The sequence below is a fragment of the Brooklawnia cerclae genome (assembly GCF_011758645.1).
Classification (GTDB): Bacteria; Actinomycetota; Actinomycetes; order Propionibacteriales; family Propionibacteriaceae; genus Brooklawnia; species Brooklawnia cerclae.
On record NZ_JAAMOZ010000001.1, the window covers coordinates 1,612,562 to 1,635,445 of the forward strand.

General features: G+C 67.8%; 21 protein-coding genes and 1 pseudogene. 6 read left to right on the forward strand and 16 right to left on the reverse strand.

Annotated elements, in window-relative coordinates; translation table 11 throughout:
- Nucleotides 1-9: 9 nt before the first annotated feature.
- From FB473_RS07435 to FB473_RS07460, 6 genes and pseudogenes are all read left to right on the forward strand, one after another.
- Nucleotides 10-1,350, forward strand: coding sequence for an extracellular solute-binding protein (locus FB473_RS07435; protein WP_167166078.1), 1,341 nt, complete (start codon nucleotides 10-12; stop codon nucleotides 1,348-1,350).
- Nucleotides 1,347-2,255, forward strand: a complete 909-nt coding sequence (locus FB473_RS07440) for a carbohydrate ABC transporter permease (RefSeq protein WP_167166080.1) — start codon at nucleotides 1,347-1,349, stop codon at nucleotides 2,253-2,255. Before FB473_RS07435 ends, FB473_RS07440 begins: the two co-directional genes overlap by 4 nt.
- Before the next feature lie 262 nt (nucleotides 2,256-2,517).
- Nucleotides 2,518-3,009, forward strand: a pseudogene (locus FB473_RS18590) (carbohydrate ABC transporter permease); the annotation flags it as partial.
- Nucleotides 3,010-3,094: 85 nt separating this feature from the next.
- Nucleotides 3,095-4,174, forward strand: coding sequence for an ABC transporter ATP-binding protein (locus FB473_RS07450; protein ID WP_167166084.1), 1,080 nt, complete (start codon nucleotides 3,095-3,097; stop codon nucleotides 4,172-4,174).
- 19 nt (nucleotides 4,175-4,193) lie between these two features.
- On the forward strand, nucleotides 4,194-5,183 hold the full coding sequence (gene galE, locus FB473_RS07455) for a UDP-glucose 4-epimerase GalE (RefSeq protein ID WP_167166086.1): 990 nt from the start codon (nucleotides 4,194-4,196) through the stop codon (nucleotides 5,181-5,183).
- Nucleotides 5,183-6,025 (forward strand): DeoR/GlpR family DNA-binding transcription regulator, encoded by an 843-nt coding sequence (locus FB473_RS07460; protein WP_167166088.1) that lies wholly within the window; start codon nucleotides 5,183-5,185, stop codon nucleotides 6,023-6,025. The genes galE and FB473_RS07460 overlap by 1 nt, the downstream gene beginning before the upstream one ends.
- A gap of 62 nt (nucleotides 6,026-6,087) precedes the next feature.
- Here FB473_RS07460 and gcvP read toward each other — a convergent pair whose 3' ends face one another.
- The 16 genes from gcvP to FB473_RS07540 form a co-directional block, all read right to left on the reverse strand.
- Nucleotides 6,088-8,967 carry an aminomethyl-transferring glycine dehydrogenase gene (gcvP, locus tag FB473_RS07465; RefSeq protein ID WP_167166090.1) on the reverse strand — a complete coding sequence of 960 codons (2,880 nt, stop codon included), beginning with the start codon at nucleotides 8,965-8,967 and terminating at the stop codon, nucleotides 6,088-6,090.
- A gap of 79 nt (nucleotides 8,968-9,046) precedes the next feature.
- On the reverse strand, nucleotides 9,047-9,622 hold the full coding sequence (locus tag FB473_RS07470) for a MerR family transcriptional regulator (RefSeq protein ID WP_167169271.1): 576 nt from the start codon (nucleotides 9,620-9,622) through the stop codon (nucleotides 9,047-9,049).
- A gap of 185 nt (nucleotides 9,623-9,807) precedes the next feature.
- The gene (locus FB473_RS07475) at nucleotides 9,808-10,269 is read right to left on the reverse strand and encodes a bifunctional nuclease family protein (RefSeq protein WP_167166092.1); all 462 of its coding nucleotides are present in this window, start codon (nucleotides 10,267-10,269) and stop codon (nucleotides 9,808-9,810) included.
- Between the two features lie 338 nt (nucleotides 10,270-10,607).
- A complete protein-coding gene (ftsR, locus tag FB473_RS07480) occupies nucleotides 10,608-11,324 on the reverse strand; it encodes a transcriptional regulator FtsR (protein ID WP_167166094.1) in 717 nt (238 codons plus the stop codon).
- Nucleotides 11,324-11,821, reverse strand: a complete 498-nt coding sequence (locus FB473_RS07485) for an FHA domain-containing protein (RefSeq protein WP_167166096.1) — start codon at nucleotides 11,819-11,821, stop codon at nucleotides 11,324-11,326. The genes ftsR and FB473_RS07485 overlap by 1 nt, the downstream gene beginning before the upstream one ends.
- Before the next feature lie 137 nt (nucleotides 11,822-11,958).
- Nucleotides 11,959-12,345, reverse strand: a complete 387-nt coding sequence (gcvH, locus tag FB473_RS07490; RefSeq protein WP_167166098.1) for a glycine cleavage system protein GcvH — start codon at nucleotides 12,343-12,345, stop codon at nucleotides 11,959-11,961.
- 100 nt (nucleotides 12,346-12,445) lie between these two features.
- Nucleotides 12,446-13,360, reverse strand: coding sequence for a DUF881 domain-containing protein (locus FB473_RS07495; protein WP_243863502.1), 915 nt, complete (start codon nucleotides 13,358-13,360; stop codon nucleotides 12,446-12,448).
- The gene (locus FB473_RS07500) at nucleotides 13,353-13,685 is read right to left on the reverse strand and encodes a small basic family protein (RefSeq protein WP_167169277.1); all 333 of its coding nucleotides are present in this window, start codon (nucleotides 13,683-13,685) and stop codon (nucleotides 13,353-13,355) included. The genes FB473_RS07495 and FB473_RS07500 overlap by 8 nt, the downstream gene beginning before the upstream one ends.
- A 71-nt stretch (nucleotides 13,686-13,756) precedes the next feature.
- Nucleotides 13,757-14,545, reverse strand: coding sequence for a DUF881 domain-containing protein (locus FB473_RS07505; RefSeq protein WP_167166100.1), 789 nt, complete (start codon nucleotides 14,543-14,545; stop codon nucleotides 13,757-13,759).
- Complete coding sequence (locus tag FB473_RS07510) at nucleotides 14,545-15,144, reverse strand: CDP-alcohol phosphatidyltransferase family protein (RefSeq protein ID WP_167169281.1); 600 nt, start codon at nucleotides 15,142-15,144, stop codon at nucleotides 14,545-14,547. The genes FB473_RS07505 and FB473_RS07510 overlap by 1 nt, the downstream gene beginning before the upstream one ends.
- Before the next feature lie 75 nt (nucleotides 15,145-15,219).
- Nucleotides 15,220-16,371: a glycosyltransferase family 4 protein gene (locus FB473_RS07515; protein ID WP_167166102.1), complete on the reverse strand. Its 1,152-nt coding sequence runs from the start codon at nucleotides 16,369-16,371 to the stop codon at nucleotides 15,220-15,222.
- Between the two features lie 42 nt (nucleotides 16,372-16,413).
- Complete coding sequence (locus FB473_RS07520) at nucleotides 16,414-17,283, reverse strand: LpxL/LpxP family acyltransferase (RefSeq protein ID WP_167166104.1); 870 nt, start codon at nucleotides 17,281-17,283, stop codon at nucleotides 16,414-16,416.
- Nucleotides 17,284-17,292: 9 nt separating this feature from the next.
- Entirely contained in the window at nucleotides 17,293-17,910 is a 618-nt protein-coding gene (pgsA, locus tag FB473_RS07525; protein WP_167166106.1) for a phosphatidylinositol phosphate synthase, read from the reverse strand.
- Complete coding sequence (locus FB473_RS07530; RefSeq protein ID WP_167166108.1) at nucleotides 17,903-18,553, reverse strand: HIT family protein; 651 nt, start codon at nucleotides 18,551-18,553, stop codon at nucleotides 17,903-17,905. The genes pgsA and FB473_RS07530 overlap by 8 nt, the downstream gene beginning before the upstream one ends.
- Nucleotide 18,554: 1 nt before the next feature.
- Nucleotides 18,555-20,591, reverse strand: a complete 2,037-nt coding sequence (gene thrS, locus FB473_RS07535; RefSeq protein WP_341770066.1) for a threonine--tRNA ligase — start codon at nucleotides 20,589-20,591, stop codon at nucleotides 18,555-18,557.
- 213 nt (nucleotides 20,592-20,804) lie between these two features.
- Nucleotides 20,805-22,778 carry a YjhG/YagF family D-xylonate dehydratase gene (locus FB473_RS07540; protein WP_167166112.1) on the reverse strand — a complete coding sequence of 658 codons (1,974 nt, stop codon included), beginning with the start codon at nucleotides 22,776-22,778 and terminating at the stop codon, nucleotides 20,805-20,807.
- Nucleotides 22,779-22,884: the final 106 nt, after the last annotated feature.

The following is a 22,884-nucleotide window of genomic DNA, read 5'->3' on the forward strand; positions in this document are numbered from 1 at the left end:
ATCACAACAATGGGTGCATTCGACAACCGTATTTCGCGCCGTTTCATGCTCCAGGCGGGAGGTGTCGCGCTCGGCAGCTGGGCTCTCGCGGGCTGCGTCTCCCCCACTGCCGGCGACTCCGAGGCCTCGGGCTCAGCGGCGAGCTCGCCGCTGAAGCCCGACAGCGGGGATGTCACCGGTGAGCTCACGATCCTGGACGACAACACCAACCTGGTCTTCCAGGACGGCTTGATCGACGTTTTCCAGGAACAGACCGGCATCACCGTCAAGACTTATGAGATGGGTAACTTCAACGACCTGCACGACCGGTTCGCGACACTGTTCGCCGCCCAGGACAGCTCGTTCGACATCATCATGACCTGGGCCGGATGGTCTGCCGAGTTCGGCAAGGCCGGATGGCTGCAGGAACTCGACTCCAGCGCGCTGCCCTCCGATCTCATCAGGCCCGCCCTCGACGCGGTCAGCTGGGACAGCAAGGTCTACGGGATGCCCAAGTTCGCCTCCGTGCAGACCATGTTCTGGAACAAGGAGCACTTCTCCGCCGCCGGGCTCGACCCCGACACGGTGCCGGAGAACTGGGACGACTTCGTCGCCGCGGCGAAGGCCTGTACGACGGCCGACCACTACGGATACTGCTGCGACATGGGCAACCCGGCGGGCGCCTACCAGAACTACCTGCGTGCGCTCCTGCTGGCCGGCGGCGAGCTCTACGACGCCGACTGGAACCCGCAGCTCAACTCGGAGGCGGGCATCGAGGGCCTCACGAAGATGGTCGAGCTCCTCAACCTCCACAAGGCGATGGATCCCGCGTCCCTGCAGATCACCAACGCCTCTGATCTCAACGACGTCTTCGCCCAGGGCAACACGTCCATCGTGTTCAACTGGCCCTTCCAGTGGGCGGCCGCCACCAAGGACGGCGCGAAGACGACCGCTGCGACCACGGGCAACGGCCTCATCCCGGGCATCAACGTGCGCTCGGCATCCATCGACGGCTCGGAGGGCTACGCCATCAACGTGAACTCCCCGAACAAGCAGGCGGCGCTGAAGTGGCTGCAGTTCGCGTCCAGCGCGACCGCTCAGGCACAGATCGTCGGCCAGGAGGGCTGGTTCCCCGTGTCCCAGACCACCCTCGACGACCCCGCCACCGCCGAGGCACTGCCCGTCGTCACGACGTACAAGCAGAGCACGGACTACGTCACCAAGCGCTACGGCACCCCGTGGTCGAGCGAGCTCGACCAGCTGCTGTCGGTGCAGGTCAACCAGGCGATGAACCAGCAGATCACGCCTGAGGAGGCGCTGAACAACGCCCAGGAGGAGCTGAAGCCCATCGTCGAGAGGTACATGGCATGACGCGAGCTCGCGTCTCGGTCGGGGAGAGGCAGGATCGCCGGTTCGCGATCGCTGCCTCTGCCCCGGCTGTCCTGACCATCTGTGCGCTGTTCATCTACCCGATGGTCTACGCGGTCGTGCTGTCGCTGTACCACCTGAACGACAAGCTGCCCGCGCAGACGCGTTTCGTCGGGCTCGGCAACTACGCTCAGCTCCTGGGCGACCAGGACTTCATCCATGCCCTCGGACGCACCGCGACCTTCTGTGTGTTCACGGTGTTCGGCGGTGTGGCGCTCGCCATCGGCATCGCGGTGCTGCTCAACGTCAAGTTCCGCGGACGCACGATCACGCGCGTCCTGCTGCTCGTGCCGTGGGCGGTGCCCCCGGTGGTCAACGGCATCATGTGGAAGCTGATCTTCGACGGCTCGTACGGCGTCGCCAACGAGGTGCTCATGGCGGTCGGGCTGACCGACACGCGCATCCAGTGGCTGGCAACCCCGAAACTCGCGCTGGCCGTGCTGATCTTCGCCGAGTTGTGGAAGCTGACGCCTTTCCTCGCGCTGATGGCCCTGGCGTCCATCCAGTCGATTCCCTCGAACGTCTACCGGGCCGCCATGATCGACGGCGCGAACGCCTGGCAGAGGTTCTGGCGCGTCACGCTGCCCAACATGCGCGGAACAGTGATGTTCCTGCTCATCGTCCAGTCGATGTGGTCGATCAAGGTCTTCGACAGCATCTACGTGCTGACCGGTGGCACGGGCGGCCCGGCGGAGGCCACGACGACGATCAACTTCCTCGCCTACCTGACGACCTTCAGCTACCTCGACCGCGGCTACGGCGCGGCGATGTCCATCGCGATCATGGTCATCGTGTGCCTGGTGGCCGTCTTCTGGGTGCTCCTGCTCGGCCGTCGGAAGGATGCCTGACATGGACGGAATCCACAAGAACCATGCGCTCACGGTCGTCCAGCGCGTGCTCGTGGTGCTCCTGGTGATCTACCTCATCCTGCCCTTCGCATGGATGGTCGTGTACAGCATCTACCCGTCGCAGAACCTGCGATCCACCCCGATGGACTTCTCGCTGTCCGACATCACACTGTCCAGCTACGTGAGCCTGCTCGGTGACCAGAGTTTCATCGTCGCGATGCGCAACTCGTTGATCATCGCCTTGTCGACCACGGTCATCTGCATGATCCTGGGGTCGCTGTGCGCGTACGTGCTGGCCAGATTCCGCTTCAAGGGCAGTCAGACGCTGCTGCTGGCGATGATGACCGTACAGGCCATCCCGGCCATCGTGCTCGCCGTCCCTCTGTTCGTCCTCCTGCGGGGCGTGGGGCTGTTCGACACCCAACTGGGCCTCATCCTCACCTACACGGCGTTCATTCTTCCCCTGGTGATCTGGATGATGGTCTCCTTCTTCGAGTCGATCCCGGTGAATCTGGAGAAAGCGGCCCGGATCGACGGCTGCAGTCGCCTCGACATCCTCCGGAAGGTCGTGATCCCGCTGTCGGGGCCGGGCTTCGCGGCGACCGCCATCTTCGCCTTCATCACGGCGTGGAGCGACTTCTTCCTGGCCAAGGTGCTGACCGGCACCAACACGTTGACGCTGCCCGTGAAGACGGCGTCGTTCCAGGGACTGTTCGCAATGGACTACACCTCGGCAGCAACAGCAGGCGTCATCACGGCGTTGCCCGTCCTCATCCTCGCGCTGGTCGCCCAGCGGTGGATCGTTCAGGGCATCACCGAGGGCGCGGTGAAGGGATGACATGGCTGAAATCAAACTGACCAACGTGGGCAAGAAGTACCCGGGCAAGAACGCCGACTACGCGGTGCAGGGCATCTCGTACACCGTTCTCGACAAGCAGTTCGTGTCGCTGCTCGGGCCTTCCGGCTGCGGGAAGTCCACGACCCTCAACATGATCGCGGGCCTCGAATCCGTGACCGAGGGAACGATCGAGATCGACGGCGTCCGGGTGGAATCACTCGAACCCCACAAGCGTGATCTCGCCTTCGTCTTCCAGGACTACGCGCTCTATCCGCACCTGAGCGTGTACGACAACATCGCCTTCGGGCTGCGCATGCGCAAGATGCCCAAGAAGGAGATCGACGCCCGCGTCAAGGAGTCTGCCGAGAAGCTCGAACTGTTACCGCTGCTCGCCAAGAAGCCCCGGGCACTGTCCGGTGGGCAGCGCCAGCGTGTGGCCCTCGCCCGCGCGATCGCGCGGCGTCCCGGCGTCCTGCTGTTCGACGAGCCCCTGTCGAACCTCGACGCCCTGCTGCGGGAGAAGACCCGCTCCGAACTCCGTATCCTGCACAACGACATCGGCGCGACGAGCATCTACGTCACGCACGATCAGGAAGAGGCGATGTCGCTGTCCGACAAGATCGCGGTGATGAGCCGAGGACACCTGGAGCAGTACGGCAGCCCGGACGAGATCTACAACACCCCTGCCACCGAGTTCGTGGCCGGCTTCGTCGGCAAACCCCGCATGAACCTGTTCACGGCGGTGCCCGCGGGGCCCGGGGCGTTCACCTTGGAGGGATCGCCGTTCGTCGTGGACGGCGTGTCCGTGCGGTCGGACCAGCCCGTACGCATCGGGTTGCGACCCAGCGAATGCGGCGTCCGGCCCGCGGGCTCCGACGATGCCGACGGCACTGTCGTCGTGGTGGAGCCGCTGGGCAGCCACACCGACGTGATCGTCGACATCGCGGGATATCACTTCGTGGTCCGGGTCACGGGCTTCGCTGACCTGCAGGTCGGGCAGCCGGTGCGCGTGGTCACGGCGGGTGCGGTGCGCCACGTCTTCGATGCCACGACCGGGCTGCGATTGAACGCGGACGACTGACCGAGCGACAGGAGCGAACGTGAGAGTGCTCATCACCGGCGGAGCCGGTTACATCGGGAGCACGGTGGCCTCCGCATGCCTCGACGCGGGTCATGAGGTCGTCGTCATCGACGACCTGTCGGCGGGACGCGCGGAGTTCGTCCGCGACCGCGTGTTCTACCGCGGCGACATCGGGGACGAGGAACTGCTCGACCGCGTCCTCGGCGAGCAGGCGATAGACGCCGTCGTGCATTGCGCGGCAAGGATCGTGGTGCCCGACTCCGTGGCCCATCCGCTGGAGTACTACGGCAACAACGTGGGCAAGACCCTCACGCTGCTCGGCGCGCTGGATCGTCACCACGTCACGAGGCTGCTGTTCAGTTCGTCGGCCTCGATATACGGCCCGGACGACGATTTTCAGGTGGACGAGGACTCCCCCGTCCAGCCCGGGAGCCCGTATGCCCGCACCAAGCTCATGACCGAGATGATCCTCGCCGACGTGGCGGCGGCCTGTGACCTGCGCGTGATCAGCCTGCGGTACTTCAACCCGATCGGCACCGATCCGCGGCTGCGGACCGGCCAGCAGATCGAGCGGCCCACCCACGTACTCGGCAGGCTCATCGAAGCGTGGCAGACCGGGTCGACCTTCACCGTCACCGGGATGGACTGGCCGACGCGCGACGGCTCGGGCATCAGGGACTTCATCCATGTGTGGGATCTCGCCCGCGCCCATGTGGCTGCCCTCGAACGGTTCGACGCCGTGACGTCGGTGACACCTCACCAGGCGATCAACATCGGTACAGGCCGTGGGGTCACGGTGCGCGAGTTGCTGGCCGCGTTCGAGGAGGCCACCGGCGAACCGCTGCGCACGGTCGACGGACCTCCTCGGCCCGGTGACGTGTGCGGCGTGTACACGCGATCCGCCAAGGCCGAGAGGCTGCTGGGATGGACCGCCGCGCTTAGCGAGGCCGACGCGATCCGTGACGCCCTCGCGTGGCTGCCGAGACGCAAGGAACTGCTGGGGTACTGATGTCGTCCGTGCACGGGCCCTCGATCGCCCAGTCCCGGCGCCAGGACAGGCTGCTGCGTCTCCTCGACGCGATCAACCAGTCCGGGTACATCGCGGTCCAGGAACTGGCCGACCAGATGCAGGCGTCCACGGCCACGATCAGACGAGACATCGCCGCGCTGGCCGACCAGGGGCTGGCCGTGCGGACGCGCGGCGGTGTGCAGAGCACCAGTCAGGGAAACTCGGTGCCGCTGGAACTCAGGGCCGCCGTGCACTGGATCGAGAAACAGGCCATCGGGGAGGCTGCAGCCGCCCGCGTGCCGAGGGGGCCGTGCGCCGTGGCGCTCGCCGGGGGGACGACCGTGGCTGCCGTCCTCACCGCCCTGGGCTCCCGCTCCGACCTGACCATCGTGACGAACTCGATCGCCATCGCCCTGCGGGCAGCCGAGCAACGCCACAGGCGCGTCCTGCTCGCCGGCGGCATCGTCGACGCGCAGTCACTCGAACTCGTGGGTTCGCTCACCGAGTCGACGTTGCGTCAGTTGAACGTGCGCATCGCGTTCGTCGGATGCAACGGCATCCAGGCGAGCGCCGGTGTCACCGACCACGACGACATCGCGGCGCGCACGAGCCGGGTGCTGATGTCGCGTGCCGACGAGGTCGTGGTGGTGGCCGACGGCTCCAAGGTCGGGCAGGTGGCCCTGGCGAAGTCGGCCGACACCGCCGGCATCGACGTGCTCATCACGGACTCGCGTGCCGACCCCACCGAGACGCTCCGGCTGTCCCATGCCGGCGTGCGTGTGATCGCGGTCGATCCCGTCCACAGAGCCATCCGGCGATCCCGTGCCGGAACCGCCGGCTGAGATAGCCGGGAACCCCCGAGCGGAGCCGCCGGCACACGAGAGGGCGGGTCACACGGGTCAGACTACGAAACCGGCGCAGGCTCGGCGTCCTGTTCGTAGGCCTCGATCGGCGGGCAGGTGCACACCAGATGACGGTCGCCCTGGGCGTTGTCGACCCGGGCGGACGCGGGCCAGTACTTGTCCGCGCCCCGGCCGGCGACCGGTCCCGCCTGGCGTCCCAGGGGATATGCCGCCTCCGACCTCGAGTACGGGTGCGTCCACAGGTCGGCGGTCACACGTGCCAGGGTGTGTGGTGCGTTCACCAGCGGGTTGTCGTCGGGAGCCCACCGATCACCGGCCTCCACCGTGTCGATCTCGTGCCGGATCGCCACCATGGCGTCGCAGAACCGGTCGAGCTCGTCGAGGTCCTCACTCTCGGTCGGCTCCACCATGAGGGTGCCCGGCACCGGGAAGCTCATGGTCGGGGCGTGGAAGCCGTAGTCGATGAGGCGCTTGGCGACGTCGTCGACGGACAGCCCCGCTCGCTTGAGGACGGGCCGCAGGTCGAGGATGCATTCATGTGCCACCAGCCCGTTGGCGCCGGTGTACAGCACCGGGAAGACGTCGCGGAGGCGGTGCGCCACGTAGTTGGCGTTGAGGAGCGCCACCTGGCTCGCCTCCCGCAGTCCCTGTGCACCCATCATCGCGATGTAGGCGTACGAGATCGGCAGGACGCCGGGCGATCCGAAGGGGGCGGCGGCGACCGTACCCCCGGGACGGGGATCACCCCCGACATCGACCAGCGGGTGGTCGGGCAGGAACGGCGCGAGGTGCTCCCGGACGGCCACCGGGCCCACACCTGGGCCGCCACCACCGTGCGGGACGGCGAAGGTCTTGTGCAGGTTCAGATGACTGACGTCGGCGCCGAACCGACCGGGCCTGGCCAGCCCGACCAGCGCGTTCATGTTCGCCCCGTCCACGTACACCTGGCCGCCGACCGCGTGGACGAGCCGGCACGCCTCGATGATGGTGTCTTCGAACACGCCGTGTGTGGACGGATAGGTGATCATGACGGCCGCCACCTTCGGCCCGTGCGTGGCGATCTTCGCCCGCAGGTCGTCCATGTCGATGGAGCCGTCGTCGGAGGCCTTCACGACGACCACCCGCATTCCGGCCAGTGCGGCCGAGGCGGCATTTGTCCCGTGCGCCGACGAGGGGATCAGGCAGACATCACGATCCTGGTCGCCGCGGGACGCGTGGTAGCCCCTGATGGCCATCAATCCCGTGAACTCGCCCTGGCTGCCGGCGTTCGGCTGCAGGGTGATGCGGTCGTAGCCGCTGATCGCCACCAGCCACTCCCCCAGCTCGCCGATGAGCTCGCGGAAACCGGCCGCGTCCGCCTCGGGTACGAACGGATGCAGATCGGCGAAACCGGGCAGGACGATCGGTTCCAGCTCGGCGGCGGCGTTGAGCTTCATCGTGCAGCTGCCCAGCGGGATCATTCCGCGGTCGAGGGCGTAGTCGCGGCCGGCGAGCGTCGCAAGGTAGCGCATCATGCGGGTTTCCGAGTGATACGACGCGAACACCGGATGGGTGAGATAGGCGCTCGTGCGCGCGTCCGCGCCCCACTCGCCCCACTCGGCGTCCCGCGGGGGCTCGGCCCCCAGTGCGCGAGCGACCGTCGCCAGGTCGGAGTCGGTGACATCCTCGCCGACGCTGATGCCCACGTGCCCTGCGTCGACCCGGCGCAGGTGGACGCCACCAGCCCGCGCGGCCGCCACGGCGTCGTCCGCATCGACGCAGGGGACGAGCAGGGTGTCGAAGAACCGGTCGTGCTCCGGGACGAGCCCGGCTTCCGCGAGCGTGGCCGCCAGCCGCGCCGCCCGGTCGTGGATCTCCCCCGCGATCTGCCGCAGGCCGTCGGCACCGTGGTAGATCGCGTAGGCGGCTGCCATGACGGCGAGCAGCACCTGCGCGGTGCAGATGTTGGAGGTGGCCTTCTCGCGCCGGATGTGCTGTTCGCGCGTCTGCAGCGCGAGCCGGAGCGCGGGTGCGCCGTCGGCGTCGACCGACAGGCCGACCAGACGGCCCGGCAGGCTGCGTTCGGTGCCCTGACGAGCGGCGATGTATCCCGCGTGCGGCCCACCGTAGAACAGGGGGACGCCGAATCTCTGCGTGCTGCCCACTGCGATGTCGGCGCCCCATTCGCCCGGTGGCACCACGGCCGCGAGCGCCAGCAGGTCGGCAGCCGCCACCACCTGGGCACCCGCCCCATGAGCGGCCTCGGCGAGCGCCGTCAACTCCGCGGTGGGCTGCAGCCGACCGTCGGTTCCCGGAGTCTGGACGACGACGCAGAACGCGCGCGCCAGATCGGGGCTGGCGGCCAGGTCGGCGTCCCCGATCACGACCTCGATGCCGAGCGCTCCCATGCGGGTACGCAGCACCGCCAGCGACTGGGGAAGCAACTGCGGATCGACGAGCACGATCTCGCCCGAGCGGGAGAGCCTCCGCGCCATGGCCACGCCTTCGGCGACCGCGGTCGCCTCGTCCAGCAGGCTGGCACCCGCGATGGGCAGCCCAGTCAGGTCGGCGACCATCGTCTGGAAGTTGATGAGCATCTCGAGGCGGCCCTGGCTGATCTCGGGCTGGTAGGGCGTGTACGCCGTGTACCACGCCGGGTCCTCCAGGATGTTGCGGCGGATGACCGCGGGTGTGAGGGTGCCGTGGTAACCGAGTCCGATCATGGCACGCCCCGGGTTGTTGCGGGACGCCAACTCCCGTAGTCGTCGTCCGGCGTCGCGCTCGTCCAGTGCGGGTGGGAGTTCGGGGAGTCCGTCGGTGCGGATGTCCGCGGGCATCGCCAGGTCGACGAGCTGGTCGAGATCGGCCAGGCCCAGTTCATCGAGCATGCGTCGCTGCTGCGAGAGGCTGGGGCCGATGTGCCGCTGGGCGAATCCCGTCACCTGTCCACCACTTTCTGTAGGAGTGCAACGAGCAGCCTACAGCGGACGGAAGAAATCGCCCCGTAGCCGGACCGGACCGTCAGTTCGCCATCCGTTGCCGGCGGCGAATGGACAATTCGTCGTCCATCTCGGCCTCGGGCTCTGCGGCTCGCTCGGTCGGGAGCATCGACAGGCTCCCCTCCAGATCGCGCCAGACCCCGCCGAGCGCAATGGCGAACATTCCCTGTCCGCCGCGAAGCAGGTCGACCACCTCGTGATCGCTGGTGCATTCGTACACCGAGACACCGTCACTCATGAGGGTGACCTGTGAGAGGTCGTGGACGCCGCGCTGGCGAAGGTGATCGATCGCCGTGCGGATCTGATGCAGCGAGATGCCCGCGTCCAGAAGCTTCTTGACCACCTTCAGCATGAGGATGTCGCGGAACGAATAGAGGCGCTGTGTGCCCGAGCCGTCGGCCCGCCGGATCTCGGGGGTCACCAGACCGGTCCGCGCCCAGTAGTCGAGTTGACGATATGTGATGCCCGTGACGCTGCAGGCGACGGGTCCCCGGAAGCCCAGGTCCTCGGGGAGTGGGCTGAAGTCTCCGCCGAACAGCGCGTCCTGCAGACCGGCGGTAGCCGCCACGTTCTCGGTATGGGCGCTGCTCACTGCGATCTCTCCTCACGTGCCCGATGGGCACCTGCCGGTACCGCCTACCACAGCAGTGTAACTTCACCGCTGCACTTAGACGTTAGGTTCATCGAGCCTGCCGAGCAATCATCACCGCCCTGGGCGCTTTCGGCGTGTCGCGGACGGACTTACGTGATGCACGCTGCAAATAGCCGATTTGGCTAGGTATTTCAGTGTTCGAAGTCGTCCGGGGTGATGGTGTCGAGGAACTCACGGAACTTCTCCACCTCGTCCTCCGCGGGCTCGAAAAGCTCAACCCCCACTTCATCCAGCAACTCGGGGGCACAGGTGATCTTGAACCCCGAACGCAGCGCGACCGCCACCACATCCGAAGGCCTCGCGCTGATGGTGTGACCGTCCACCACGAGTTCTGCGTAGAAGGTGCCGTCGTCCATCGCGGTGATACGGCCCTCCATCTCGGTCGCCCCGAGTTCGCTGAGGATCTCGGCGATCAGATCGTGAGTCATCGGCCGGGCCGGGACGACGCCTTCGAGCGCGTTGACTATCGCGGACGCCTCGGGGGCACCGATCCAGATCGAGAGGTAGCGGCGGCCGCCGGCCTCCTTGAGCAGCAGCACCGGGGCGTTCGAGGGCACCTCCACCCGCACACCCATCACATCGAGTTCGACCATGTTCCATAGCCTAGGTGGTGATCCGGACGGCATCGCCGGGGCGTGGCCCGGTGAGCTCATCGAAAGGATTCTTTTCGGCACGTGGTCCTTGAGCCTGTCGAAAGGATTGGCACCTCGTTTCAACACGCGGTCCTTGAGCTTGTCGAAAGGACCAGCCACTCGTTTCGATACGCGGTCCTTGAGCCTGTCGAAAGGACCAGCCACTCGTTTCGACAGGCTCAACGAGCATTCTTGATCGTTTCAACACGTGGTCCTTGAGCTTGTCGAAAGGATTGGCACCTCGTTTCGACAAGCTCAACGAGCATCCTCGAGCGCCTCGGCGGGCCCGACGACAGCCGTCAGCGCTCGAGCAGCGTGTACATCATCGCCGCGTGCGCGTGCATGACCAGTTGGCTCACCTCGTGCAACGTCTGGGCGGGGTTCTGGCCTCGGGCCAGATGGGGCTGCACGCCCTGCTCCACGAGGCCGGCCTCGCGCTCGGCTGCCTGCTTGATCGCCCGCAGATGGCGGGTGTCCATGCCGTACGCCTGCAGCCTGCGGGCGACCACGCACAAGGTGAGAGCCTCGCGTCCGTAGTAGATCGACCCACGGCGGGGAAGCACCATCTGCTGACGTTCCATCTCGATCAGGGTCGCCTCCGACAGGCCGCTGACCTGCAGGAGCTCCCGGCGGGTCAGCTTCATGGGACGCCGCTGCGCGCGCGAGTGCGAGGACTCCGGGGGATCCACCACCGGAATCGGGCCTGCGAGTGGCGGGGCACTCGGCGCGGCCGACGCCGGGGTCTCGATCGTCGGCGGCTCGAGCCCCCGATCCATCAGGCTCAGGTTGTCGCGGATGACCTTCAGGGGCAGGTAGTGGTCACGTTGCATTCGCAGGATGTACCGCAACCGCTCGATGTCTCCCTCTGAGTAGCGGCGATACCCGGACGGGGCGCGCTCGGGCGCGACCAGACCCTCGCTTTCCAGGAACCTGATCTTCGAGATCGAGATGTCCGGGAACTCGTTTTTCAGCAGCGGAAGCACCTGACCGATGCTTCGCCTGGCCGCCGGCGGCATTAGCGCAGCCCGTGCTCGCTCACGAAGAACAACATGCGGAACTTGCCGATCTGCACCTCGTCTCCGGGACGGAGCACCGCAGATTGGTCGACGAGCGTCCGGTTGACGTATGTGCCGTTGAGGCTTCCCTTGTCCACCAATGTCACCTGCCCGTCTCGCATGTGGAATTCAGCGTGGTGGCGCGACACCGTGATGTCGTCCAGAAAGATGTCCGATTTCGGGCTGCGTCCAGCCGTGACGAGGTCCTGATCGAGCAGGTAGCGAGCCCCGACATCGGGCCCACGCGTCACGATGAGCAGGGCGTTGCCGGCCGGGAGCGCGCTCAGCGCGTCGGCGTCCTCCGCACTGATCTCGAGGGTCCGGGGATCCTCCTCGGGCATGATGATCACCCGAGTGGTCTCCGTCACGGATGCGGTCGGGGCCAGGGGGCTGCCACATCGGGAGCAGAAATTGCTCCCCTCCGGGTTGGGATGACCGCACTTGCCGCAATCGACCATGATCCGAGGCTTCCTTGTTGTCCTGACCACCTTTGCGGATGGCTTCGAGTCTGGGATGACACCAGCGCCGCCCATCGCCCTGCGACGGACCGCGTCGGATTGTCCCAAGTCTAGTGCGAGACGCCGATCCTTCGACGTCACTCGCCGATGAGCGCGCCGTATGCCGTGCGGTCGAGGAGATCGGTCAGCTCGTCCGGCGCCGACAGCTCGATGTCGAACAGCCACCCCTCACCGTAAGGATCGGCCCCGATCGTCTCGGGCTCGTCGCCCAGTGCCTCGTTCACCGAGGTCACCACCCCCGAGATCGGGGAATAGACATCGGCCACCGACTTCGTCGACTCCAGCTCGCCGCAGGCATCGCCTGCCACCACCGAGGTGCCGACGGTCGGCAGCGAGACGTACACGATGTCTCCGAGCTCTGCCGTCGCGTAGGCGGTCACCCCGACGCGGACGACATCCCCGCCGGCCTTGCGCACCCACTCGTGCTCGGTGCTGAACAGTAGATCCTCGGGCAGGTCCACCATGGGTCTCTCCTCATCGGTCGGTGCTCATCACACGCTAGCGCCCGTCAGAGCCGATCGGAACACGCCCCACCCGGCGTGGCGACCACGGCTCGCGGGTTGTCTACGCCGGTCGCGCGTACTCGGGGGTGGGGGCGTCGTAAAGGCTGGTGATGGTGACCGCGTCCAACTCGTCGATCGACACCGAGCCACCGACCTTCTGCCCCTCGACCTGGCTCACCAGGCCGCCCCGGAATCGCATACCCTCGGCCAGCGAATGTGAGTCGCCGATGGCGTCGATGACGATCGGGAGGCTCACCGGCTCGTCGTCGATCACCAGCCCACCGGACGAGTCCTCCCCCACCCAGCTCTGCGCCACGAGCCGGATCGAGTCGTTGATCTCGATCACCTCGGCACCGGCGTCCCGCAGTTCCTGGACGGCATCGAGCAGCAGGTCGGCGCTGATGCGTCCCGACGGCGCCGACACGACGATACGCACGCCGGGACCGCTGGCGGGTGCGGTGCCCGCGAGGATCGCCAGCCCGTCGGCCCGGCGCTGGGCCTCCTGCTCGGCGACCTTCTGCGCATCGGCTCCCGATTGCAGCGCGTCGCGGGTGCGCTGCAGTTCGTTGACCTCGGCCTCGAGTCGTTCCTGCTCCTGGGTCAGGTTGTCGAGAAGCTGGACGAGGTCGTCGCGCCGCATGGCCGAGTACCGGTCGGTCGTGCTGCCCGACTGCACCTGGACCACGATGGCCATGGCCACCAGGGCCAGGGCGACGGCGATGGCGCCCTGGCCGAGGGTGGGCCTGGCGAAGCGCAGGAGCGCCGAGGCGACCGAGTGCCGAGCCTTCGTCTCGGGCTCAGGTTCCTGGGGAGTCGGTGTTTCGGGCTCAGGTTCCTTGGGCGTCGGTGTTTCGGGTTCGGGTTCTTCGGGCTCCGGTTCCGTGAGCGCGGTCACCTCGGGGGCCGTCGCCTTGGGTTCCGGGTTCCCGGGCGCCGTCTCCGTGGGTTCCGGTTCCTTGGGCTCCTGCTCAGGCATGGAGCACCTTGCGCCGGATGCCTGCCGCGTTGGTGAAGATGCGGATCCCGAGCACGACCAGGACGGCGGTCGACAGCTGCGAGCCCACGCCGATGGCATCGCCCAGCCCGACGATGAGAGCCGCGATCGCCACGTTGGAGACGAACGACACGGCGAAGACACGGTCGGAGAAGGTGCCCTCCAGGGCCGCACGCCAGGCGCCCAGCAGGGCGTCCAGTGCGGCCACGATCATGATGGGCAGGTAGGGCTGGAGCCACAGCGGCATCTCGGGCTTGAGCACCAGGGCCAGCACGACCCCGAGCACCACCCCGAATATGGCCAGCATCCCCCGTCTCCTGTCCCCCAGCCACGCGTGCGTGGGCTGCCCAGTCGTCTCGCTCGCCTCACTCGTCTCGCTCACGGTACTCCTGCCCTATCGACGTCCAGACCGGCATCTGCGGAAAGCTCCAACTCGCCCTTTTGCTCAAGTGACCACGTGACGCCGTAATTCTGCTTCAGGAATGTGAGCCACGCACCCCCCGAGTTCGAAGCGAAGGCGCTGGACAGGTCGCCCGGCGAGCCGATGGCCTCGAACCGGTAAGGCGTCGTCATCGACCGATAGTCGACAGTGACCGCCGAACCGGCTTGCCGGATGGCGGTTCGGGCGCTCAGGCGGTGTCCGTTGATCGCGATTGCCTCGGCTCCTGCCAGCCAGAGCCCGTTGACCACCTGGCGGACGTCCTGGTCGACGATGATGCCGTTCGCGTCGTTCGGATTGTCGTTGATCGTGATGACCACTCCCGGCCCGCTGACAGCGACACCGCCCGACCAGACGTCGGTGGTGACGTCGTCCGGTGACGCCGTGCCGAGGTGCTCGGCCTCGACGGCATTGACCTCGCTCTGGAGTTCCTCCGCCTGCGCACGCAGGTCCTCGTTGCGCTGCTCGGCGGCGTCGACCTGCTCGATGAGGTCGGCGCGCTCCGCGGCGGCGCTCGGCGTCTGGGTGCCACTGCCCAGGCCCGACGTGGCGAACATCAGCCCGGCCACGGCTCCCACGATCACGACGAGCCATGGACGCCGTGACCGCGAACGCGGCTCGCGAGCGGCGACCTCGCCGTATTCGGGATCGACGGTCTCCCGAAGGAGCGTGTTGAGCAGTTCCATGGACTCGTCGACGGGCCTGTGGCCCTGCGTCGGCGCCGACATCAGGCCGGTCCCTTCCTCAGCGCCGGCTGGGCGGCAAGAATCTGGCGGGTCTGCTTCACGTACAGGAAACCCGCCCACCAGTACAGGAACGTGCCCCAGATGCCCATCGCCCAGCCCAGGACCTTGGCCGGCAGGGAGAACACCCACGGGCCGGCGCCGAGGAGCACCAGCGGCAGGGCGTACAGCAGGCAGAACGTCGCCGCCTTCCCGATGAAGTTGACCGGCAGGCTCGTATAGCCGCGTGACCGCAGGGCCGGCACGAGCAGCAGGATCATCAGGTCACGGCCGACGAGGAGGGCCAGCAGCCACCAGGGGATGATGCCGCGCACGGCCAGGCCGAGCACCGTGGCGAGGATGTAGAGGCGGTCGGCGGCGGGATCCAGCATCTCGCCCAGCTCGGAGATCTGGTGGAAGCGCCGGGCGATCCGTCCGTCGATGAGATCGGTGAAGCTGGCGATCGCGAGGAAGATGATCGCGGCGAAGTCGCGGTACTGCATGATCAGCACGAAGAAGAACGGGACGCCGATGAGCCGCAGGAACGACAGCACGTTCGGCACCGTCCACACCCGATGGGTGTCGACCTGGTGCTCCGGTGTCAGCGCGACGGCCGGCTGACCCGACGGGTCCGCCCCCGCGGTGGCACATCCCTGTTCGTTGTCTGCCACGGAACCACCCTATGTGATGCGACGGTGAGGGCGGCCCTTCGGCCGGTCGACCGCCTGGAAACGGTTTTCGGCGGCCAACTCGTACATGGCCATCACCTGCGGGCCGATCACCGACCAGTCGTAGCTGGCCGCGAGCCGCCAGCCGCGCTGCAGCCGCAGGTCGCGAGGCTCGCGGAGGCTGGCGACGATGGCCCTGGCCATCGCCTGGGAGTTGCCGGTGCGGAAGGTCTGGCCACAGATGCCCTCGTCGTCCGACAGCACTTCGAGGAACGCCGGCAGCCGCGAGGCCACCACGGGCGCTCCGCAGGCCAGCGCCTCGATGAGTACGATGCCGAAGCTCTCACGACCGGTCTGCGGGGCCACATAGACGTCGCTGACCCCCAGCCAGCGGTTGCGTTCCTGGTCGCTGACACCGCCGACGAACTCGACCCCCTCGACCGACATCTCGTCCCCGTGACCGACGACGATCACCTCGACGTCGGGGTAGGCGGTGCGGACGAGCGGCAGCGCGGCCGTGAGCACCTGGAAGCCCTTGCGGGGCTCCTCGTACCGCCCGATGAAGGTGATGCGTGGATGCTCGCCGCCACGCCAGGTGCCCGTCGTCGGCGTCAGCTCGTAGTCACCGATCGCCAAGCCGTTGCCGATGACCACCGGCACGACGCCCGTGTGTGCCTTGGCCACCTTCGCGGCCACCGACGAGACCGCGATCGCCGCGTCGAGGCGGCGGACGACTCTCGGCATCATGTCGTTGATCCGCTTCAGCCCCTTGATGACGGGACGCGCCGTGTGGAACGTGGCTGTCACGGGACGATCGGTCAGCCACAGGGTGAGCAGCGACAGCGTGGGGGTGATCGGCTCGTGGATGTGCACCACGTCGAAGTCCCCGGCGTCCAGCCAGTGTTTGGCCCTGCGGGCCGGACCCGGGCCGAAGTTGATGCGCGCCACCGATCCGTTGGTCTTCAGGGGAACCGCTCGGCCACCGGTGGTGAACTCGTGGCGGACGAGCCCGTACTCCGCCAGCATCCCGGGCGGGGGTGTGCCCGGAGCGAGGATCGAGACCTGGTGTCCCTGGGACTTCAGCCATCCCGCCAGCCCGAGGACGTGGTTCTGCACGCCCCCGGGGCGATGGAACGAGTAAGGACAGACCAGTCCGACCCGCATGTCACGCCACCTCTCACCGATCGTGTTCGAAGTCCGGGGCGCTCAGGCGCGTTCCCCGGGAAAGAACCTCTGCATCATGTGCCAGTCTGTCGGCTTGTCGCTCACAGCGCGAGCGAACTCCTCAGCGAGTCGCTGAGCCGCATCGTGAAGACCCTGTCTGCCCGGTGCGACGTCGATCGTCTCGCCTATCCGTACGTCCATGCGGCGTCCCTCGAACCGGCACGAGGCGGGGACGAGGGCCGCCCCGGTCTGCTGGGCCACCAGCATCGGCCCTGCGGGCAGAGTGAGTTCGCGTCCGCCCTGCGGGGTGGGCCAGGTCACCGCTATCCCACGTTTGCCGAAGTCACGATCGGCGACCAGGCAGATCGCCCTGCCGTTTCGCACGTCGTCCGCCAGAAGACCCACGACTCCGCGCTGGTCGAACGGATGGATGTTCATGCCCAGGCGTGCGCGCATGCGGCTGAAGTACTCGAACTGCCCGGCGGGCAGTTTCTCGGCGACCGACGTGACGGGCAGGCCACTGAGGCACGCGAAGGCCCCGGCGTGGTCCCAGCTGCCCATGTGCGGCAGGGCCAGGACGAGCCCCCGGCCCGCGGCCAGCTCGCGCAACTCGTCGAAGCGCTGCTCGTCGATGGTCACGGCACCGACGATCCTGCGCTCGCTCCAGGTGCCGAGTTGCAGTGATCCCACGGTGTTGCGCAGCCACGACCACTGGGCCGCCAGCCGGCCGGAAAAGCCCGGTGCCCGGCCGGTGGCGATCGTCGCGTTCAGTTCCCACTGCCGCAGGGGACGCGGGCGTGTCACCGCCACGACCACACAGACGACCCACCCGACAGGGTGCCAGATCACCGGCGGGATGTGCGCGGCGATCTGCAGCGCGCGCAGTTTCGCCCGGGCGGCGTGCTGACTCATGGGCGCCGCTCAGATGTCCTCGTCCGCGGCGCGGATACCGCGCTGGACGATGACCATGCGCTGACCGACGGTGAACGCGCCCGCCACGCACAGGACGATCAGGACGGCCGCCAGTATCCAGTCGAGCCCGAGCAGGCCGGTGAGCAGCGCACCGAGCAGGCCGAGGAGGAGCCGGTCGGCACGGCCGGCCAGCCCGCCGTTCACCGCGATCCCCAGCGACTCCCCGCGCGCCTTGGTGTACGAGGTGACCTGCCCGAAGACCAGCGCACCGATCCCGGCGGCCGCCCACGGCACGGAGTCGCCGGGCCCGGCGAAGTAGAGGGCCAGTCCCCCGAAGATGGCCCCGTCGGCGATGCGGTCGAGGGTGCTGTCGAGGAAGGCGCCCCACCGCGAGCTACGGCCCGATTCGCGGGCCATCGTCCCGTCGAGCGAGTCGGAGAAGATGAACACCACCAGAGCGGCCACCCCCTGCCACAGCCAGCCGCGCGGGAAGCAGATCAGTGCGATCGCCACGGTGGCGACGGTTCCCACCCAGGTGACGACGTCCGGGCTGATGCCGAGGCGCAACAGGCCCCTCGCCGGGGGCAGGATCACCCGGGTCCAGCGCGATCTCAGTTTCTCAAGCATCCTCACCATCCGGACGGAAGGGCGTTGGATCCGCGTCGAGCGGGGAATCGTCCGGGACGGCCCCGTAGAGGTCGACCCAGGCGTCGGCGAACAGACCGCGGGTGTCCGCGAGGAACTGCGGGACGGCCTTCGTCCGCCCGACCACCGGCAGGAAGTTCGAATCCCCCTGCCAGCGGGGGACGATGTGCTGGTGCAGGTGCGCGGCGATGCCCGCCCCCGCGACCGTGCCCTGGTTCATGCCCAGGTTGAAGCCCGCCGGGGCCGACACGTGCTGGATGACCCGGATGGCCCGCCGCGTCAGTTCCGCCACCTCGGCTGTCTCAGCGGTCGTGAGGTCGACGTAGTCCGACACGTGACGGTACGTGCACACCAGCAGATGCCCGGGGTTGTACGGGTACAGGTTGCAGATGACATAGGCGAGGGCTCCCCGATGGACGATGAGCGACTCCTCGTCCGGGCGTTTCGGCGCCCGGCAGAAGGGACACTCGGCCTCACTGGCGTCCTTCGGCTTGTCGGCACCGCCGATGTAGACCATCCGGTAGGGAGTCCACAATCGCTGGAGGGCGTCCGGGACGCCCGGCTGATCGAGGGGATCCACCACCTGGGGTTCGGTTTCGCCGACGGGGCCGGTGGGCTCGCTCATGTCATTCCACCGCCCTCGAATCGTCCACGGCGCTCGGGTCGTCGTTGCGCCGCGAGGCGACCCAGTCGGCGACGAAGGCGACCGCCTCGTCCACCGGGACCCCGTTGCGCTGGGTTCCGTCACGGAAGCGGAAGGAGACCGCACCGGCCTGCTCGTCGTCCCCGCCCGCGATCAGCATGAACGGTACCTTCTGCTTCTGGGCCGTGCGGATCTTCTTCTGCATGCGATCGTCCGATGCGTCCAGTTCGACCCGCACGCCCCTGGCGGCGAGCTTGTCGAGCACCGAGCGCAGGTAGTCGTTGAAGGCCGCGGCCACCGGGATGCCCACCACCTGCACCGGCGACAGCCACACCGGGAACGCGCCGGCGTAGTGCTCGACCAGGACGCCGAAGAACCGTTCGATCGACCCGAACAGCGCCCTGTGGATCATGACGGGACGCTGCCGGGAGCCGTCGGAGGCCGTGTACTCCAGCTCGAACAACTCGGGCTCGAAGAAGTCGAGCTGGATCGTGGACAGCTGCCAGGTGCGCCCGATGGCGTCCTTGGCCTGTACCGAGATCTTCGGGCCGTAGAACGCGGCACCGCCCGGGTCGGGCACCAGGTCGAGCCCCGAGGCGGTGGCGACCTCCTCCAGAGTGCGGGTCGCCTCCTCCCAGGTCGCCTCGTCGCCCACCGACTTGTTGGGGTCGCGGGTCGACAGCTCCAGGTAGAACTCGTCGAGGCCGTAGTCGCGCAGCAGGTCGAGGACGAAGGTCAGCAGGCGGGCCAGTTCGTCCTTCATCTGCTCGCGGGTGGTGTAGATGTGTGCGTCGTCCTGCGTGAAGCCACGCGCCCGGGTGAGCCCGTGGACGACCCCCGATTTCTCGTAGCGGTAGACGCTGCCGAACTCGAACAGCCGCAGCGGCAGGTCGCGGTAGGAGCGGCCGCGCGAGCGGTAGATCAGGTTGTGCATCGGGCAGTTCATCGGCTTGAGGTAGTAGTCCTGCCCTTGCCGGGTGATGTGACCCTGCTCGTCGCGCTCCTCGTCCAGGCGCATCGGCGGATACATGCCGTCGGCGTACCACTCGAGGTGCCGTGAGGTCTCGAACAGCTGCTTCTTGGTGATGTGCGGCGTGTTGACGAAGGAGTAGCCGGCCTCGACATGGCGGCGGCGGCTGTACTCCTCCATCTCCATGCGGATGATGCCACCCTTGGGATGGAACACCACCAGGCCCGAGCCGATCTCGTCGGGGAAGCTGAACAGGTCGAGCTCGGCGCCCAGCTTGCGATGGTCGCGCTTGGCGGCCTCCTCCATGCGGGTCTGGTAGGCCTTCAGCTCGTCGCGGGTGGGCCAGGCTGTGCCGTAGACGCGCTGGAGCATGTCGTTGTGCTGGTCACCCCGCCAGTAGGCCGCCGAGGTCTTGGTGAGCGCGACGGCGTTGATGTAGCCGGTGTGCGGCACGTGCGGTCCCCGGCACAGGTCCTTCCAGGCCACCGAGCCGTCGCGGCGTACGTTGTCGTACATCGTGAGTTCCGCACCCCCGACCTCGACCGAGCTTCCGTCGGCCGCGGACGCACCACCCTTGTCGGCGATGAGTTCCAGCTTGTAGGGCTCCGCGGCCTCCTCGGCGAGGGCCTCCTGCTCGGTCACGATGCGGCGGACGAACCGCTGGCGCTCCTTGATGATCGCCTGCATCTTCTTCTCGATCGTCTTCAGGTCGTCGGGGGTCAGCGGGTCGACGTTGAAGTCGTAGTAGAAGCCGTCGGTGATGGGCGGGCCGATGCCGAGCTTCGCCTCGGGAAAGACCTGCTGGAGCGCCTGGGCGGTGACGTGGGCCGCCGAGTGCCGGACGATGGACAGCCCCTCGTCCGAGTCGATCAGCACCGGACGCACCTCGTCGCCCTCGCTCAGCGGTGTCGCGAGGTCGACCGTCGTCCCGTTGAGCGCCATGGCCACGATCGAGTGGTCGGAGCCGAAAAGGTCGAGCCCGGTAGTGCCCGTCTCCACCGCCTCGGGTTCGCCTGTGCCGTTTCGGGTGATGAAGACATTGAGGGACACGGTCATTCCTTTCGGCGGCGTACCTGGCCGCCCGGGTATCGACGGATGCGGGCTCGCATCCGCGACCCATTCTGCCCGAAAACGCCCTGCCCGCGGCAATGGGCACCCCGAGCCCGCGCGCCCTTTGCCCTAGATGCGGACAAAATCGGTTCCCGCGGGCGATATTTCGTCCGCACGAAACGATTTCGTCCGCGTCTTCGGGCGGGCGACCGCCTAACCCTGTGCGGCCAGAGCCTTCTTGCCGGCCTCGATGACCTCGATGATGCGGTCCACGTCGTAGACGCAACCACGCCACGTGCCGCCGGACGCGTCCTGCAGCGCGGCCCACAGCCGGGTGTCGTCGGGCAGGTCGGGGTCGGGTCCGAGACCCGGGTAGAGGGCACGCCCGGCCAGGACGCCGGCGCCCTCGTCGGGTGTCAGGGGGCCGTCCGGGGTCCCGACGAGGTCGATGGAGCCCTCCAGGCCGATCGTGTCGACGACGATCGCGATCGTGTCGCCGTCGCGGACGCGGCCGATGGGCCCGCCTGCCAGGGCTTCCGGGCCGACGTGGCCGAAGCACGCACCCGTGGACACCCCGGAGAACCGGGCGTCGGTGATCAGGGAGACATGCTTGCCGTAGGGCACCTTCTTCAGGGCGGAGGTGAGCTGGTAGGTCTCCTCCATGCCGGTGCCCTGCGGCCCCGCCCCGATCACGACCATGATGTCGCCGGCGGCGATCCGCCCGTCCTTGATCGCCTCGATGGCCGATCGCTCCGAGGTGAAGACCTTCGCCTGCCCGGTGTGACGGAACACACCGTCGGAGTCGACGACGCTCGGGTCGATGGCGGTCGACTTGACCACCGAGCCCTCGGGGGCGAGGTTCCCCTTGGGGAACGTGACCGTGGAGGTCATGCCGCGTCCCTTCGCCGAGGCGGGGGTGCAGATGATCTCGTCCGGGTCGACGTGGTCGTGCTCGACCAGGCGCCTGCGGCATCGCGCCCGGCGTTCGCTGCCCTCCCACCAGTCGAGGTTCTCGCCGAGCGTCTGGCCCGTGGCGGTGAGCGCGTCGCAGTGCAGCAGGCCGAGCCCGCGCAGGTGCAGCATCACCTCGGGCACGCCGCCCGCGAGGAAGGCCATGGACGTCGGGTAGTTGACCGGTCCGATCGGCAGGACGCTGACCAGGCGGGGCACCTCCTTGTTGATACGCGCCCAGTCGTCCACGGTCGGCACACGCAGGCCGGCCGCGTGTGCGATGGCCGGCAGATGTAGCAGCAGGTTGGTCGAACCGCCGAAGGCCGCGTGCAGCACCATGGCGTTCTCGATGGCCTGGTCGGTCAGGATGTCGCGCGTGAGCACCCGCCGGTTCTTGAGATCCAGCAGCGCACGTGCCGAGGCCCGGGCGAGATCCTTCCAGATCGCCTCTCCGGAGGGGGCGAGCGCGGAGTGCGTGAGCGACATGCCGAGAGCCTCGCCGATGACCTGGGAGGTGCCCGCGGTGCCCAGGAACTGGCAGCCGCCACCCGCCGAGGCGCAGGCGCGGCAGCCCTGCACGGCGGCGTCCTCCAGGCTCATCTCACCGGCGGCGAACCGCACGCCGATCGTCTGCACGCTGCCGTTGTCCTCACCGTCGGTGGCCTTCAGCGTGGCGCCACCGGGGACGAGGATCGTCGGGTCGTCGTGCATGGACGCCAGCGCCATCATCATCGCGGGAAGCCCCTTGTCGCAGGAGGCGATACCCATGACCGCGCGCCTGTTGGGCAGCGACCGGATGATCCGGCGCAGCACCATGGCGGCGTCGTTGCGGTACGGCAGCGAGTCGAACATGCCGATGGTGCCCTGCGAGCGTCCGTCGCAGGGGTCGGTGACCGACGCGGAGTACGGCAGGGCGCCTTGGGCGGCGATCTCACGGGCAGCGGCGTCGACGAGCTGGTCGAGCTGGAAGTGGCCCTGATGGAGCCCGAGGGCGATGGGGCGACCGTCGGCGTCCGCCCTGCCGCCCATCGTGCTGACGATCATGACGCCGTCCCGGTCGAGTTCGTCGGGGTTCCAGCCCATGCCGGCGTTCATCGTCATGCCGAACAGGTCGCCGCTGGGAGCCTCCCGGAGCAGCGTGGGTGTCAGCGGCAGGCGCCCGGCAGGACCGGCCTTGCGGGTCCGCACGTCGTAGAAGGCGGGTCCGGAACTGGCATACAGCTCCTGCAGCGTCATCGTGACTCCTTGCGATTCGACGCGTTCATCGGTGAACGCAGTTCCCTGGCACCGAACCTTACCAATATCGTGTAGGACCGCTACGGCCAGGTCCGGTCGTCCTGGC